Below are 14,778 nucleotides of genomic sequence, written 5' to 3' on the forward strand. Positions count from 1 at the left end.
CGCCGGTTTTCGTTAGCGGCCGGCGCCGCCGCCGACCATGGCGAGCAGCACCCGGTCGCGGCGCACGAAGTGATGATAGAGCGCCGCTGCCGCATGAATGGCGATCAGCACCAGCAGCGCCCAGGCGATCGTGCCGTGCAGACCGGCGAGCGTCCGGCTCAGTTGCTTGTCGGGACCGATCAGCCAGGGCAATTGTCCCAGGAAATAGAAATTGATCGGCTTGGTCGCCGCACTCGACCACAGCCAGCCGACGAGAGGCTGGGCAAGCAGCAAACCGTAGAGCGCGTATTGGGCGGCACGTGCTGCCAACTTCTGCCAGGCCGGAAGATCCGCCGGCATCGGCGGCACGCCGGCCGCGAAACGCCAGATCAGCCGCAGCACCGTCAACGCCAGAACGGTGATGCCGAAGGATTTGTGCAGTTGAAGCGTCGGCGGCCGCATTTCCTGGGGCAGATCGTCCAGGAACCATCCGATCAGGAACAGGCCCACGAAGAGCACCAAGGTCAGCCAGTGCACCGCTCGGCTGAAGGCGCTATAGGAAGCGTGCAATTCGGTCCTCATGCTCATCGTCATCCATTTCCGCCCTGGCCAACCATCGCTATCTACCCGAGGAATTCGGTCGTTTTAATGAGAACCCATCGCTTGAAATCTTTCGATACCAAATTTCCCTCGGCCGACCGCGCCCCATGATCGCAACCATCGTCGGCGCCGCGAGCGCGCTTGCCTGGCTCTACCTGCTGCTGGCCCGTGGCGGGTTCTGGCGGGTGGCCGAGGCGCCGGCGCCGACCGGTCCTCTCGCGAACGCGCGCGTGACCGTAGTGATCCCGGCACGCAACGAGGCCGAAGGCATCGCCACTGCCGTCACCTCGCTGCTGACCCAGGATCATCCAGGGCCGCTCACGATCGTGCTGGTCGACGATCATTCGACCGACGGGACCGCCGATCTGGCGCGGGCTGCGGCCAACGCGCTCGACGCCGCGGACCGGCTCGATATCATCCCGGCCCGCGATCTGCCGCCGGGCTGGACCGGCAAGCTGTGGGCGGTGAGCGAGGGGCTGGACCGGGCGCGTGCAACGGCAGCCGATTTCTTCCTGCTGACCGATGCCGACATCACCCATGCCCCCGAGAATGTCTCGACCCTGGTGCGCCGGGCGCTGGCCGAGGATCTCGACCTCACGTCGCTGATGGTCCGATTGTCGACCGAGACTCTGCCGGAGAAGGCGCTTATTCCCGCCTTCGTCTTTTTCTTCTTCATGCTCTACCCGCCGCGCTGGGCCGCCGACCCGGGTTCCCGGATGGCGGCGGCAGCCGGCGGCTGTATGCTGGTGCGGCCGGCGGCGCTGGAAAAAATCGGCGGCATCGCATCGATTCGCGGCGCGCTGATCGACGATTGTTCGCTCGCGGCCGCGATCAAGCGCGCCGGAGGCCGCATCCGGCTCGACCCGTCGCGCACGACAAGGTCGAGCCGCGTCTATGGCTCGGCCGGCGAGATCTGGTCGATGATCGCGCGCACCGCCTTCACCCAGTTGCACTACTCGACGCTGCTGCTGGTCGGCACGGTACTGGGGCTGGCCGTGACTTATCTGGCGCCGCCGCTGCTGACGATTTTCGCCTATGGGCCGGCGCAATGGCTCGGCCTCGCCACCTGGCTCGCCATGGCCGCCTGCTTTCTGCCGACGGTCCGGCTCTATGACCGGCACCCCGCCTGGGCACTCGCCCTGCCCGCCATCGCCGCGTTCTATTCGACCGCCACGATCGGCAGCGCCGTCAACTACTGGCGCGGCAAGGGCGGCCAATGGAAGGGCCGGTCGCAGGCGATCCGTTAGGATCGCCGGGAACACAGCCTAAAGCCCGCGGATCAACAGATCGGCGCCCAAGGCCAGCAGGCCCACGAAGAAGCAGGTACGGAACAGAGCCGGCCGTACGCGCACGCGGACCCACTGGCCGATACCCATGCCGGCCAGCGCCGGAATGACCGTGAGACCCGAGTGCCACGCGGTCGCGGCGTCGAACGCGCCGTCATGGGCGAGACCGGCGGCGAGCGCGAGGGTCGAGACCGTGAAGGACAGGCCCAACGCCTGGATCAGGTCCTCGCGTTCGAAGTCCAGCGCCTGGATGAACGGCACCGCCGGCAGCACGAAAACGCCGGTCGCGGCAGTCACCAGCCCCGTCACGCCCCCGATGATCGGCGACAGCGGCCGTTCCCAGCGCGGCGGAACCTTCAACTGCAGGCGGCTGAGGCCCAGGATCGCATAGACTATCAAGGCCGCGCCCAACGCCGCCGTGGCGCGCCCGGCCGAGCCGTCGGTCAGCAGCCCCGCCCCGCACCAGGTCCCGACGCAGATCATCAGCAGCATCGGCCACAGCCGTCGCACCAACGGACCGAAGCGCGGGCCGGCGAACAACTGCCACAGGTTGGTCACCATCGACGGCACGACCAGCAGGGCGGCCGCCTGCGCCGGCAGCATGACCAGCCCCAGCAGGCCGACCGCGACGGTCGGCAGGCCGAGCCCGATCACGCCCTTGACGAAGCCGGCAAGGAGGAAGGTCAGGGTGATGAGGATGAGGGAAAACCAGGGATCGGCCATGGCCGAAGATTGCGCGCCGCCCCGTTCGCGGACAATGTGGAAGTTCCTGATCCAGCCTTCGTCATTACCGAAGGCAGATTACACCCCGCTGAGGCCGCAATGCCGTTCGACCTGACCGACCTGCGCCTGTTCCTGCATATCGTCGAGGCGGCGAGCATCACCAGGGGCGCCGTTGTAGCGAACCTGGCGCTTGCCTCCGCCAGCGAGCGGATCCGCGACCTCGAAGCCCGGCTCGGCACCCGCCTGTTCGACCGTGGCCGCCGCGGCGTCACGCCGACCCCGGCCGGCCAGGCCTTCGCCCATCACGCACGCCTGATGCTGCAGCAGATGGAACGGATGCGCGGCGAATTGGCCGACTATGCCCACGGGCTCAAGGGCCATGTCCGCCTGTTGGCCAACACCGCCGCCCTCACCGAATTCCTGCCCGAAGCACTGGCGGGCTTCCTCGCCGACCATCCGAACATCGATATCGATCTGGAAGAGCGGCCGAGCCATCAGATCGTCCAGGGTGTCGTGGAGGGCACGGCCGACCTGGGCATCGTCGCCGACATCGTCGATACCGGTTCGCTCGAGACCCACCCGATCGCGGTCGATCGGCTGGTCCTGGTCGTCCAGCACGGCCACCCGCTCGCCGGCAAGCGCAGCATTGCGTTTCGCGACGCGCTCGACCTCGAATTCGTCGGCCTTGATCTCGGCAGCGCGCTGCAGCAGCATCTGGCGCGACAGGCCGCCCGGATCGGCCGGCCGCTGCAATTGCGCGTCCGGGTCGCTGGGTTCGAAGCAATCTGCCGCATGGTCGAGGCCGGCGTCGGCTGCGGGATCCTGTCGGAGAGCGCTGCCCGCCGCTATCGCCGGTCGATGGCGATCCGGGTCGTCCCGCTCACCGACCGCTGGGCGACCCGGACCCTCATGCTGTGCCAGCGGCGCGAAGCCGATCTGCCGGCCCATGCGCAGCAGCTCGCGGCCCATCTGAAGGCACGCCAGATCGTTTAGAACTGCGCGGCACCAACCGTGTCGATCCGGCGGGCCGATCCGGTCGCCACCGGCACCGCCGTGATCGGGGTCGCAGTAGCTGGCGGCATGGCAGCCTCCGCCGCCGGGTTGCGGTGGCAGGTCAAAGTCCAGACGTCGGTCGATTCGCCGTTCTGGACGATACGGCCGCCGAACTCGAAGGTCGTCGTGGCACAGCCGGGAGATGGAGCCGCGTCCGTTGCCACAGGCTCGGGTTCGGCCGCGAGGGCCGCGACACCGACCAGCACGAGGCCCAGCATCAGAATCATCTTGAAGAGGGTGCGCGGCGTGCTGCCGCGCCTGTCGAGGGTGTGAACCATGGCGGAATTCCCATCTTCCATAGCGCTGGCTCGATGGAGGCAAGGCTCAGCCGTTGCCGGCCACGGCCTCGAAGCCGCGCGGATCGTTTATAGGGAGCGACTGGTGTGGAGGGCGGATCGGCCGCCTTCCTCTCGCGGGAAGGACGGCCGCCCGATTTGGACGGGTCTCGAACGGGTCGAGATATCTTGGCAGAAAGCTTGGGACTTAAGCGTTCAGGTCGCGGAACTTGCGGCGAAGGTCGAATTCATCCGAGGTCACCCGGCTCTCGATATCCGACAGCCGGCGGTCGAGGCCGCGGAACCGCTTGCGCAACTCGCTCACACTCACGTTCGGCGAGATGCTGACCGTGCGCCAGAAATGCTCCTCTTTTTCCGACGCGAACAATTGCGTCGGCATCGGCTTCAACAGCAAAGCCATCAGGATGTAGACGATCGCGATCGGCAGGAAGAAACCGAACACCATGCCGAGGATGACCGCCAGGCGGACGAACTTCAATTTGATGTCGAAATAGTTGGCCAAACCCGCGCACACGCCGGCGACCTTGCCGCGTTCGGTATCGCGATACAGCCTGATCGGGTTGCGCGACCAGTGGAACTGACCGGCACTCATGGCTGCTTCCTCCAGTCGGGCGCGGTCGCGTCGAGCAACCGTTCCAGGTTTTCGATACGGGACTGCATCCTGTCGGCGATGTCGGCCATTTCGGCCAAGGTCTTCTCGCTCTCGGTCGTCAGCAATTTCGCCTGGCGCCAGCGCGAACCGTAATGCAGGAACAGCCAGATCGGGGCGACGATCACCGCGAACAGGATGCCCATGACCCCAAGAGCTTCATGAAACGCCACGGCACTAAGTCCTTATCGTTAGGGGACCGAAGCCCTCATCGCTCGAAATTCAGATCGAGCCGTCGGCCTTCCTGGCCATTTTCGCCTTCAATGCGCTGAGCTCGTTCTCAACATGGGTCGTGGCCTCCAGCTCGGCCAATTCGTCGGCGACCGACTTCTTGACGCCGATGTCGAACACCTCGACCTTGCCCTCGAGCTCGTCCAGCGCCCGCTCGACCTGCTCGAAGCGTGAGAAGGCATCGGTCACGCGCTCGTCATACAGCGTTGAGCGGATCTTGAGCCGGGTCGTCGCCGTATTGTGGCGCATCGCCATGCTCGCCTCGCGCGCCTTGGCGTCGGCCAGCTTCTGCTGCAGCTTGACCACGTCGTCGCTTTGCTTGGCGAGCCCGTCCTCGATCTGGCCCAGCTGCTTCTGCAACAGGCCGAGGTCGGTCACGACCCGCGCCTTGATCTGCAGGGCGCCCTTGGCCAGGTCCTCGCGATCCTTGGTCAACGCCAATTCGGCCTTGCCCTGCCATTCTTCGATTTCCGCCGACAGCGTGGCGATCCGGCGCTCCAGCTCGCGCTTCTCGGCGATGGTCTTCACGGTGGAAGACCGCACCTCGACCAGCGTATCTTCCATCTCCTGGATGATCAGGCGGATGATCTTCTCGGGGTCCTGCGCGCGGTCCAGGATGGAATTGATGTTCGAATTGACGATGTCGCTGATGCGCGAGAACACACCCATGTTACCGCTCCTCTGATACCTCGGCGGCGACCATACCGGCACCGCCCTCTTCAGCCATATTTCACGTCCTGTGCCAACAGGGATCTGTCCCACAACCTGTTGGAATCGCTTTCTTTCGCGGGCGGCTTGCGAAGGAGTACATCGCGCTGTAGCGTGATCGGCGATTAATTGGCGAATCTCGCTACCGCCTGGAGCCCCTGCCCCGATGCCGATGGACATTCCCGAGCTGCCGAGCCCGCTCGGCAGAAGCCCGAGCTTCCTTGCGACCATGTCGGCGATCTCGCTGCTGGCGCCGCTCGGCAAGCCGGTGCTGGTGATCGGCGAGCGCGGCACCGGCAAGGAGCTTGTGGCGTCGCGCCTGCACTACCTGTCGCCGCGCTGGAACCAGCCGTTCGTCAAGCTGAACTGCGCAGCACTCTCGGAAAGCCTGCTCGAGGCCGAGCTGTTCGGCCATGAGGCCGGATCCTTCACCGGGGCGCAGAAACGGCGGGTCGGCCGGTTCGAGCTGGCCCATCGCGGCACTTTGTTCCTGGACGAGATCGCGAATGCGCCGATGACCGTGCAGGAGACCATCCTGCGCGTGGTCGAATATGGCACGTTCGAGCGGGTCGGCGGCAGCGAGACGGTCAGGGTCGACGTGCGGCTGGTGGCGGCGACCAACGTCGACCTGCCCGCCATGGCAGCGGCCGGCAAGTTCCGCGCGGATCTGCTGGATCGCCTGGCGTTCGACGTCGTCACCCTGCCGCCCTTGCGTCATCGCCCGGAGGACCTGGAGCTGCTGGCCGAGCACATGGCGCTCGAAATGACCAAGGAGCTGAAGCGCGACGTCTTTCCCGGCTTCACCCAGCGCGCCATCGACCAGCTGACCGAATATGAGTGGCCCGGCAACGTGCGCGAACTGAAGAATGTCATCGAGCGCGCGATCTATCGGGCGACCGACCTGGATGAACCGATCGACCGCATCGTGTTCGACCCGTTCGCCTCGCCCTGGCGCCCGGGTGGGATGCCGGCGGCCACGACGATTGCGCCGGTTGCCGCTGCTGCAGCGCAGACGCCTGCTGCACCCCCCGCGCCGATCATCCCGACCGGCGCCTATGATTTCTGCGAACACATCCGACTGTACGAGCGCGAGTTGTTGAAGCGCGCGCTGGAGGCGAATGCGCATCATCAGAAGAACACGGCGAAATACCTGGAGATGACCTACCACCAGCTCCGCGCGCAACTGCGCAAGCACGGGCTGATCGGAGGGTAGCAATCCGCCCCAAACCGTCACCCCCGGGACTCGACGCGGGGGGGTCTACGCGGCGGGCAATTCGCCAAATCCTCAGTGAGCGATCCGGCGGAAAGGCGTGGATCCCCGGGTCGGGCCCGGGGATGACGGTATGGCGAAACCCTTACACCTCGATGTGATGGCACGCGGCGACATGGCCCGAGCCGAAATCGCGGAGCGCCGGCATTTCCGCGGCACAGATCTCCGTCGCGCGCGGGCAACGGGTGCGGAACGGGCAGCCGGACGGCGGATTGAGCGGCGACGGCAGGTCGCCCTGCAGGCGCATGCGCGGCTTGGTCCGCTCCAGTTTCGGGTCGGGCAGCGGCACGGCCGAGATCAGGGCCTGACTGTAAGGATGCAGCGGCCGGCGATAGAAATCGTCACGCTCGGCGATCTCCATGACCTTGCCCAGATACAGCACCATGACGCGGTGGCTGATGTGCCGGACGACGCTCAGGTTATGGGAGATGAACAGGTAGCTGAGGCCTAGCTGCTGCTGCAGCTTCATCAACAGGTTGATGATCTGCGCCTGGACCGAGACGTCCAGCGCCGAGACCGGCTCGTCGCACACCAGCAGCTTGGGCTTCAGGATCAGCGCGCGGGCGATGCCGATGCGCTGGCACTGGCCGCCGGAGAATTCGTGCGGATAGCGGTCCATCCAGGCTTTGTTGAGGCCGACCAGCTCCATGAGATCGCCGACCTGGCGCCGCCGCTCCTCGGCGTTTTCCCGGTTCGGGAAATTCAGCAGCGGCCGCTCGATGATCTGGCGCACGGTCATGCGCGGATCGAGCGAGGCCAGCGGATCCTGGAAGATGATCTGCATGTTGCGGCGCTCGAGCCGCAGCTCCTCGCCGCCCAGCTCCGAGAAATCCTTGCCGAGCCAGACGGTGCGGCCGCCGGTCGGCTCGACCAGGCGCAGCACGGCCCGGCACAGGGTCGACTTGCCGCAACCGGACTCGCCGACGATGCCGAGCGTCTCGCCCGGCGCCAGCTCGAAGCTGACGCCGTCGAGCGCCTTGACCCAGCGCCGCTCGCCGCCGAACAGGCTGCGGCGCTTCATCGGGAAATGGACCTTGAGGTCCTCGATCTTCAACAGCGGCTGGACGGTCATAGGGACACCACATGGCAGGCGACCGTGCGCGAGCCGTCGTCTTGGATGATCGGGCGGACGGTCTTGCACCGCGGCTCGCGCAGCGTGCAGCGCGGCTCGAACGGGCAACCGAGCGCCGCCTTGGCGACCGCCGGCGGCTGGCCGGGGATCGTGTGCAGCTCGCCATGGGTCTGCTCGTCGAGCCGGGGCGTCGAGGCGAGCAGGCCACGGGTATAGGGGTGCTTCGGATCGGCGAACAGCGCCTCGGCCGGCCCGCTCTCCATGATGCGCCCGCCATAGAGCACGATCACCCGGTCGCACAGCGAGGCCACGACGCCCAGGTCGTGGGTGACCAGCACGACCGTCGTGCCGAGGTCGGCCGCCAGGTCCTTCATCAGGTCGAGGATCTGCGCCTGGACCGTGACGTCGAGCGCGGTGGTCGGCTCGTCGGCGAACAGGATCGCCGGCTGGCACAACAGCGCCATCGAGATCATGACGCGCTGGCGCATGCCGCCCGAGAACTCGTGCGGATAGAGCCGGATGCGCTTGGCGGCGTCGGGAATCGACACGGCATCGAGCATCTCGATCGACCGCTTCATCGCCTCGGTCTTGCCCATTCCGCGATGCTTGACCAGCACCTCGGTCAATTGGGTCGAGACGCGCAGGAACGGGTTGAGCGAGGTCATCGGGTCCTGGAAGATCATCGACATGGAGGCGCCGCGCAGCTTGTCGAGTTGATCGTCCTTCATGCCCAGGATTTCCTGGCCGCGCAGCTTCACGCTGCCTGATGCCGCGCCGTTCTTGGCGAGCAGGCCCATCAGGCTCATCAGGATCTGGCTCTTGCCTGAACCGGATTCGCCGACGATGCCGACGATCTCGCCGGCCTTCAGCTCGAAGCTGACCTCGTTGACGGCGGCGACCTTGCCGCTGTCGGTGCGGAATTCGACCTTGAGGTCCTTCACCTCGAGAATCGTCCCGGCCGGGCGGACCGCAGCCTCGGCCCGCACGGCAGTCTTCGTCGTCGCCATGTCAGCGGTCCTTCGGATCGAATGCGTCGCGCAACCCGTCAGCGATGAAATTCAGGCTGAACAGGGTCGCGGCCAGGAATAGGCCGGGGACGATCAATTGCCAGGGCGCGGTGTCCATCGCCTGGGCGCCGCCGTCGATCAAGGTGCCCCAGCTGGATTGCGGCTCCTGCACGCCGAGACCGAGGTACGACAGGAAACTTTCGCCCAGGATCACCTCCGGCACGAGCAGGCTGGCATAGACGATGACCGGGCCGATCGTGTTCGGGATGATGTGCTGGCGCACGATCGCGAATGGCCGCATGCCGCCGGCGCGCGCCGCCTCGATGAATTCCTTGTGCTTCAGGCTGAGCGTTTGCCCGCGCACGATGACCGCGATGGTCAGCCACAGGAGCGCGCCGATCGCGATCAGGATCGATTCGATGCCGCGGCCCAGCACCATGGTCAGCATGATGACGAAGAACAGGAACGGCAGGCTGTAGAGCACGTCGACGATGCGCATCATGACCGTATCGACGGCGCCGCCGAAGAAGCCGGCGACGGAGCCGTAGCTGATGCCGATGGTGATCGCGACGATGGTCGCGAGCACGCCGATCAGCAGCGAGGTCCGGCCGCCTTCCAGCACGCGGGCCAGCAGGTCCCGGCCCAGATCGTCGGTGCCGAAGATGTGACCGCCCGCGAAGGCCGGCGGGATCGAGATGCTGTCGAAATCCGACTGGTTCGGGTCGAACGGCAGGACGAACGGGCCGAAGGCGCAGGCCAGCACGATGATCGCCAGCACGACGAGGCCGACCATGGCCATCTTGTTCCGGCGCATGCGGCCGAAGCCGTCCTTGAGCTTGGACCGGCCGGCGACGGTGGCGCCATGGTCCGTCTCGTGGATGAGTTCGAATGCGGCCTCACTCATAGCGCACCTTCGGGTCGACCAGCGAATACATGAGATCGACGATCAGATTGGCGATGATGATGAGCACGCCGTAGAAAATGACGGTGCCCATCACCAGCGTATAATCGCGGTTCGACGCCGCCTCGACGAAATAGCGGCCGATGCCGGGGATGGCGAAGGCGCGCTCGATGACGACGGAGCCGGTGACGATGCCCGCGGTTGCCGGCCCCAGATAGGCGAGCGTCGGCAGCAGGCCGCCCAGCAGCGCATGTCGCGTCACGGTCAGCCGGACGCCCAGGCCCTTGGCCCGCGCGGTGCGCACATGGTTGGAGCGCAGCGACTCGATCATGCTGCCGCGCGTGAGCCGCGAGATGGCGGCGATGTTCGGCACCGACAGCGCCAGGATCGGCAGCACCTTGTGCTGCCATCCGCCGTCCCAGCCGGCGACCGGCAGCCAGCCGAGCGCGAGGCCGAAGATCAGCTGGTAGATCGGCGCGGTGACGAAGGTCGGAATGGCGATGCCGGTCATGCCGATGGTCATGACCGTATAGTCCCAGGCGCTGTTCTGCTTCAGCGCCGCGAACGTGCCTAGAAAGATGCCGATCGTCGCCGAGATCAGCATCGCCCAGAGGCCGATCTCCAGCGAGATCGGGAAGCCGCGGAAGATCAGCTCCGACACCGTATAGTCGCGGTACTTGAAGGACGGCCCGAAATCCAGGTGCAGCACGCCCCAGAGATAGCGGCCGAACTGCTCCGGCAGCGGCTCGTCCAGGTGATAGGCCTTGTTGAGGTTCGCCATCACCTCCGGCGTCGCCTTGCGGTTCGCGTCGAACGGACCGCCGGGGGCGATGCGGATCATGAAGAATGAAATGGCGATGATCGCGAACAAGGTCGGGATCGACACCAGAAGCCGCCGTAACAGATATCTCAGCATGAGGTCGCTCGACCCTCTCCCGCGTCCCGTGCGGCCCGAGCCATCACCATAAGACCCGGCACCGCGCGACAACCGACCGCGCCTGGCTCCAGCCTAACAGGATATCGAGGAAACGCGCACGCCGTCCGGCCCGTGGGCATCGGACATGGGTTCTTGTTCTAGCTATCGCCCAAAGCCTGAAGACTTCGGGTGATTCATAACCGGCTCATTACCAGGACTTGACCATCGGCAGCAAGAAGCTTGGTCGTCGCGGGTCATCAAAAAGAAATGAACGGTTCGGTTTGCCTGGGAGCAGGCAATCTCAGTGAACAACCGGATCGATACATGACCGATGGCAAAAAGAAGCGGCACGGATCCGGAAATCCGTGCCGCTCGAAGCAGATCGTGGGATGCCGTTTCTCAAGAGAAGAAGCGGCATCCCGGATCCTGGCCTTGGCCTAGAACTTGACCGAGGCCTTCATGTAGATGAACCGGCCGACGAAGTCGTAACCCGCCGAAGCCGCACCGTTGTTGCCCTGGCCCGTCGGGAGCAGGAACGGCGGATCCTTGTCGAACAGGTTGTCGACGCCGACCGTCAGGTTCACGTTCTTGTACTGATAAGTGCCGCTGATGTCGTGATAGAACACGCCGGCCGCCTCGTTGCCTTCGAAGTCGCCCGGGCCGTTGAGCGTATCCTTCACGCCGCCGTAGTACCGGGTCGTCCAGTTGACCGACCAGTTGTCCTGCTTGAACGAAGTCGCGAGCAGGGCCTTGAAGCGGGGTTCGGCACCGTCGCTATTCGGCACGAGAGCGTAGGCGCCAGCCTGCTGCACCGTAGTGCCACCGGCCGAGACGTTGTCGCTCAGCAGGTAGTTGACCTGGCCGTTGAAGTCGAGGTGACCCCAGGCCGGCAGGCCCAGCTTGGCCGTGTCGATGCCGTAGTTGAGCGCGATATCGATGCCATCGGTGTTCTCCGCGCCGATGTTGGCATTGATCGCCTTAACCGGCAGGAGCGAGCCGGTACCGGGGACCCGCCCGCCGGCCAATTGGCAAGCGACCGGTCGGGAAACGAGGTACGGTACGCCGCCGTAGCACGCCGCAAGCAACTGGTTCGGATCGTAACTGCCGATCTCGTTGCGGACCAGGATGGTGTAGAAGTCGGTCGAGACCGACAGGCCGGGGATCCAATGCGGTGTCGCGACGCCGCCGATGGTCCATTCCTGTGAGGTTTCCGGATGCAGGCTCGGGTTGCCGCCGGTCGCCTGTGTGACCTGGTTGACCTGCGTGAGCGTCACGCCCGCAGGCAGCGCAGCCCGACACGCCGCATTGCCGAAGGAGGCGCCCCCAGGAGCGCAAGGATCGTTGCCGCCGACTTCGGTCTGGGACGCACCGCCATAGAGTTCGCGGAGCTGCGGTGCACGATAGCCGGTCGAATGGCCGCCACGCAGACGGAAGTCGTCCGTGATGGCGTAATCGAGGCCGACCTTGAACGTGGTCGCCTGGCCGAAGGTGGTGTTGTAGTCGTACCGGCCGGACGCATCGAGGGTCAGCATCTTGACGAACGGCAGGTTCGACAGCAGCGGGGCGTTGACTTCGACATAGCCGGACGTGGTGGCATAGCTGCCGCTGGTCGGCAAGGCGAAGACGGCGCCGTCACCCTGCGAGGTGATCGAGTCCGGATGGTCGAACAAGGTGTCCGGACGATATTCGAAGCCGACGACCACGCCCAGCGGGCCGGCCGGCAGCTGGTAGACCGGGCCGCCGATATGGCCGTAGGCGACCTGCTCGGTATATTCGCTGGTATCCGTATTGGTGAAGGACAGGTATTGCGCCTGCGCCTTCGTCAGCGTGTTGTAGCCGAAGAAGTTGGCGACGGAGCAGCCCGGTGCGCTGCCGCACGGGTTCATGCCCAGCTCTTGGCTGAGATGGTAGAAGTTCGTCTCGTTATAGACGTCATAGCGGGCCGACGACTTGCCGTACATGTAGCCGGCTTCCCAGTCGTACTTGCCCATCAGGGTACCCTGCAGGCCGGCACGAATCCGGTAGGTCTCGACGTCGTCGCGATACTGGCGCGGGCCATTCTCGAACCGGCGGGTCAGGATCGGCACGTCGGTGTTGACGTTGCCGGCGCCGAAGAGCGCCGCGGCGTTGGGCAGGTTCGTCGGGTTGTACGGGTTGGCGACGACCTGGCCGGCAGTGTTGAGATAGTTGGCGGCCGAGAACATATTGGGGAACTGTGGCGTCGGAACGTTGTAGCCGAGCGGTTCCGGGTTCAGCGTTTCGGCCGACTGGCGGTCGGTATAGAAGCCTTCCAACACGACCGTGACATTGGGTGCCACGTCATAGTGGGTCGTGAAATTCATCTGCTGCCGGTCGAGGCCGGCGGTCAGGCCACCGTTCGGCAGCGTGTTGAACCGGACACCGACGCCGGGGATGAAAATGTCACCCTGGCTGATACCGCCGCCCTGGCACGGGCCGCCGGGCAATTGCTGCGTGCAGAGCGAGCCCGCCGCGGATGACAGCACCGGGTTGTTGAGGCCGTTGTTACCGAAATAATAGTTGGTCCCGCCGATCTGACCGACCGCGCCGGTGACGCGGCTCGAGACGTTGCCATAGCCGTTTTCGATCGCTTCCGGATGCTGGCTGATCGCCCAGGCGCGCTGCGCACCCAGCAACTGATCGGTGTGATCGGTGCCGACGTTGATCAGGATGTTGCCGCGGTCGAAGTCGGCGCCGGCGGTCGAATAGACCGAATGGCGCAGGCCGTCGCCGTAGCTCGTCTCGCCGACCGAGCCACCGACCTCGATGCCGTTGAAATGCTGCTTGGTGATGATGTTGATCACGCCGCCGATCGCGTCGGCACCGTAGATCGACGAGGCGCCGTCACGCAGCACTTCGATGCGTTCGATCATCGAGACCGGGATATTGTCCAGGTCGACGGCGTCGGACGAACCCTGCGTATCCGTGAACGGGAAACGCTGACCGTTCAGCAGGACCAGCGTACGCTGTGGCTGCAGGTTGCGCAGGCCGGCTTCCGAAGCGCCGAGACCGCCGTTGGAGCTGTTGCCGCTGATGCCGCCGGTGAAATCGACGGCCGGCAGCTTCATCAGGATCTGTTCGAGCGACGTGGCCGCGGTCTTGGCGATATCCTCGCTCGACACGACCGTGATGGGATTGGCGCTCGCGGCATCGGTGTTCTTCAGGCGCGAGCCGGTAACCTCAATGGTTTCAGTTTGCGGCGCGCTCTGCGCGAGCGCCGGAACCGCGGCGAAAACCGGCAACAGCGCCAGGACGGCAACCGTTCCGGAAAGTCGGTTCTTAAGTGTCAAGGACCCAGACCCCCTCAATACAATGCTCATTTAAGTGACCCCCTCCCTTGCGGGAAATGCGACCGAGCCGGCAGAACGCACGGCAGGGTCGCAAGGCGAACGGGAATTCTTGTAACTCCCTTGTTACAAAGATTTCCGGAAAGTTTCGTTCGTGACAATAGGCGCGGTCGGGTCGGCGGGGAGGTAGTTGGAGGGTGTGTCCGCGGCGCCACAAAAATGCGGGGCCGCCATGGCGCCAGCGCATGGACTGCCGCTATCGCCCGTCACAAAGAATCGCGAAATCCGGCCACGCACGCCCGGGACCCGCACCCGAAATCCAAAACCTCAGACAATACGCCCCGTCATTTGACAGGCGTCAAATCGCCAAAATCGTCGGAATCGGAAATAACCCGTAATTTCAGGATCGAGTATTCGCAATAATGTGCAAGCTTGCGCTTAGAAAGGAGGCGAATCGCAAAATCATGGCGATTCCTCATGAAAACTGGGCGACTTTTGTCATGAAGATGGCATAATGCGTCTTACGGACCCACACCATGACCGTAACGCATGGCGTTTGCTTCAATAGAAAGCGACGTTATGGCGTCGCAGTTCATGGGGGCGGGTCCAAACCCCCGCATTCATCCCGGCAACCGGCGACGAGCGTTTCCGGTCTGGGATGACGTTCAATGTTTTGGGCTGGTCGATACTGCCGCCGGGATTTGGATATCGGTTCGTGACACAGGGATGGCGAGACAGCGGATTCCCGATCGATTGCGGTGCTGCCGCTATCGACCGCGTGT

General features: G+C 65.0%; 14 protein-coding genes. 3 read left to right on the top strand and 11 right to left on the bottom strand.

Translation table 11 applies throughout. The features are described 5' to 3' along the window. Positions 1 to 12 precede the first annotated feature (12 nt). On the bottom strand, positions 13 to 561 hold the full coding sequence (locus VGV37_RS14225; RefSeq protein WP_326880356.1) for a cytochrome b: 549 nt from the start codon (positions 559 to 561) through the stop codon (positions 13 to 15). 125 nt (positions 562 to 686) lie between these two features. Between VGV37_RS14225 and VGV37_RS14230 the strand changes: the two genes are divergently transcribed. After that, positions 687 to 1,826, top strand: a complete 1,140-nt coding sequence (locus VGV37_RS14230) for a glycosyltransferase (RefSeq protein ID WP_326880357.1) — start codon at positions 687 to 689, stop codon at positions 1,824 to 1,826. Between the two features lie 18 nt (positions 1,827 to 1,844). Here the strand turns inward: VGV37_RS14230 and VGV37_RS14235 are convergent, their stop codons facing one another. Further along, on the bottom strand, positions 1,845 to 2,588 hold the full coding sequence (locus VGV37_RS14235) for a sulfite exporter TauE/SafE family protein (RefSeq protein WP_326880358.1): 744 nt from the start codon (positions 2,586 to 2,588) through the stop codon (positions 1,845 to 1,847). A 99-nt stretch (positions 2,589 to 2,687) separates the two neighbouring features. Between VGV37_RS14235 and VGV37_RS14240 the strand changes: the two genes are divergently transcribed. Further along, positions 2,688 to 3,581 (top strand): LysR family transcriptional regulator, encoded by an 894-nt coding sequence (locus tag VGV37_RS14240; RefSeq protein ID WP_326880359.1) that lies wholly within the window; start codon positions 2,688 to 2,690, stop codon positions 3,579 to 3,581. Here VGV37_RS14240 and VGV37_RS14245 read toward each other — a convergent pair. The 4 genes from VGV37_RS14245 to pspA all read right to left on the bottom strand — a co-directional run bounded on the left by VGV37_RS14245 (position 3,578) and on the right by pspA (position 5,486). After that, on the bottom strand, positions 3,578 to 3,919 hold the full coding sequence (locus VGV37_RS14245) for a hypothetical protein (RefSeq protein WP_326880360.1): 342 nt from the start codon (positions 3,917 to 3,919) through the stop codon (positions 3,578 to 3,580). The genes VGV37_RS14240 and VGV37_RS14245 overlap by 4 nt on opposite strands. Positions 3,920 to 4,124: 205 nt before the next feature. Continuing rightward, positions 4,125 to 4,529, bottom strand: coding sequence for an envelope stress response membrane protein PspC (gene pspC / locus VGV37_RS14250; RefSeq protein ID WP_326880361.1), 405 nt, complete (start codon positions 4,527 to 4,529; stop codon positions 4,125 to 4,127). Next, on the bottom strand, positions 4,526 to 4,759 hold the full coding sequence (pspB, locus tag VGV37_RS14255; protein ID WP_326880362.1) for an envelope stress response membrane protein PspB: 234 nt from the start codon (positions 4,757 to 4,759) through the stop codon (positions 4,526 to 4,528). The genes pspC and pspB overlap by 4 nt, the downstream gene beginning before the upstream one ends. Positions 4,760 to 4,808: 49 nt before the next feature. Further along, positions 4,809 to 5,486 (bottom strand): phage shock protein PspA, encoded by a 678-nt coding sequence (gene pspA / locus VGV37_RS14260; RefSeq protein ID WP_326880363.1) that lies wholly within the window; start codon positions 5,484 to 5,486, stop codon positions 4,809 to 4,811. Between the two features lie 205 nt (positions 5,487 to 5,691). Between pspA and pspF the strand changes: the two genes are divergently transcribed. Next, complete coding sequence (gene pspF / locus VGV37_RS14265) at positions 5,692 to 6,738, top strand: phage shock protein operon transcriptional activator (protein ID WP_414637997.1); 1,047 nt, start codon at positions 5,692 to 5,694, stop codon at positions 6,736 to 6,738. 142 nt (positions 6,739 to 6,880) lie between these two features. Here the strand turns inward: pspF and VGV37_RS14270 are convergent, their stop codons facing one another. From VGV37_RS14270 to VGV37_RS14290, 5 genes are all read right to left on the bottom strand, one after another. Continuing rightward, positions 6,881 to 7,867: a dipeptide ABC transporter ATP-binding protein gene (locus tag VGV37_RS14270; protein WP_326880364.1), complete on the bottom strand. Its 987-nt coding sequence runs from the start codon at positions 7,865 to 7,867 to the stop codon at positions 6,881 to 6,883. Then, positions 7,864 to 8,874, bottom strand: a complete 1,011-nt coding sequence (locus VGV37_RS14275; protein ID WP_326880365.1) for an ABC transporter ATP-binding protein — start codon at positions 8,872 to 8,874, stop codon at positions 7,864 to 7,866. The genes VGV37_RS14270 and VGV37_RS14275 overlap by 4 nt, the downstream gene beginning before the upstream one ends. 1 nt (position 8,875) lies before the next feature. Beyond that, positions 8,876 to 9,778, bottom strand: coding sequence for an ABC transporter permease (locus VGV37_RS14280; protein ID WP_326880366.1), 903 nt, complete (start codon positions 9,776 to 9,778; stop codon positions 8,876 to 8,878). Beyond that, positions 9,771 to 10,691 carry an oligopeptide ABC transporter permease OppB gene (gene oppB, locus VGV37_RS14285; protein ID WP_326880367.1) on the bottom strand — a complete coding sequence of 307 codons (921 nt, stop codon included), beginning with the start codon at positions 10,689 to 10,691 and terminating at the stop codon, positions 9,771 to 9,773. The genes VGV37_RS14280 and oppB overlap by 8 nt, the downstream gene beginning before the upstream one ends. A 437-nt stretch (positions 10,692 to 11,128) precedes the next feature. Further along, positions 11,129 to 13,999 carry a TonB-dependent receptor domain-containing protein gene (locus VGV37_RS14290; RefSeq protein WP_326880368.1) on the bottom strand — a complete coding sequence of 957 codons (2,871 nt, stop codon included), beginning with the start codon at positions 13,997 to 13,999 and terminating at the stop codon, positions 11,129 to 11,131. Positions 14,000 to 14,778: the final 779 nt, after the last annotated feature.

Origin of the sequence: Aliidongia sp. (genome assembly GCF_035943795.1) — a bacterium.
In the GTDB taxonomy this organism is placed as follows: domain Bacteria; phylum Pseudomonadota; class Alphaproteobacteria; order ATCC43930; family CGMCC-115725; genus Aliidongia.

Coding starts and splice junctions, on each gene's coding strand:
- VGV37_RS14225 (WP_326880356.1), bottom strand. CDS start 561: ATGAGGACCGAATTGCACGCTTCCTATAGCGCCTTCAGCCGAGCGGTG.
- VGV37_RS14230 (WP_326880357.1), top strand. CDS start 687: ATGATCGCAACCATCGTCGGCGCCGCGAGCGCGCTTGCCTGGCTCTAC.
- VGV37_RS14235 (WP_326880358.1), bottom strand. CDS start 2,588: ATGGCCGATCCCTGGTTTTCCCTCATCCTCATCACCCTGACCTTCCTC.
- VGV37_RS14240 (WP_326880359.1), top strand. CDS start 2,688: ATGCCGTTCGACCTGACCGACCTGCGCCTGTTCCTGCATATCGTCGAG.
- VGV37_RS14245 (WP_326880360.1), bottom strand. CDS start 3,919: ATGGTTCACACCCTCGACAGGCGCGGCAGCACGCCGCGCACCCTCTTC.
- pspC (WP_326880361.1), bottom strand. CDS start 4,529: ATGAGTGCCGGTCAGTTCCACTGGTCGCGCAACCCGATCAGGCTGTAT.
- pspA (WP_326880363.1), bottom strand. CDS start 5,486: ATGGGTGTGTTCTCGCGCATCAGCGACATCGTCAATTCGAACATCAAT.
- pspF (WP_414637997.1), top strand. CDS start 5,692: ATGCCGATGGACATTCCCGAGCTGCCGAGCCCGCTCGGCAGAAGCCCG.
- VGV37_RS14270 (WP_326880364.1), bottom strand. CDS start 7,867: ATGACCGTCCAGCCGCTGTTGAAGATCGAGGACCTCAAGGTCCATTTC.
- VGV37_RS14275 (WP_326880365.1), bottom strand. CDS start 8,874: ATGGCGACGACGAAGACTGCCGTGCGGGCCGAGGCTGCGGTCCGCCCG.
- VGV37_RS14280 (WP_326880366.1), bottom strand. CDS start 9,778: ATGAGTGAGGCCGCATTCGAACTCATCCACGAGACGGACCATGGCGCC.
- oppB (WP_326880367.1), bottom strand. CDS start 10,691: ATGCTGAGATATCTGTTACGGCGGCTTCTGGTGTCGATCCCGACCTTG.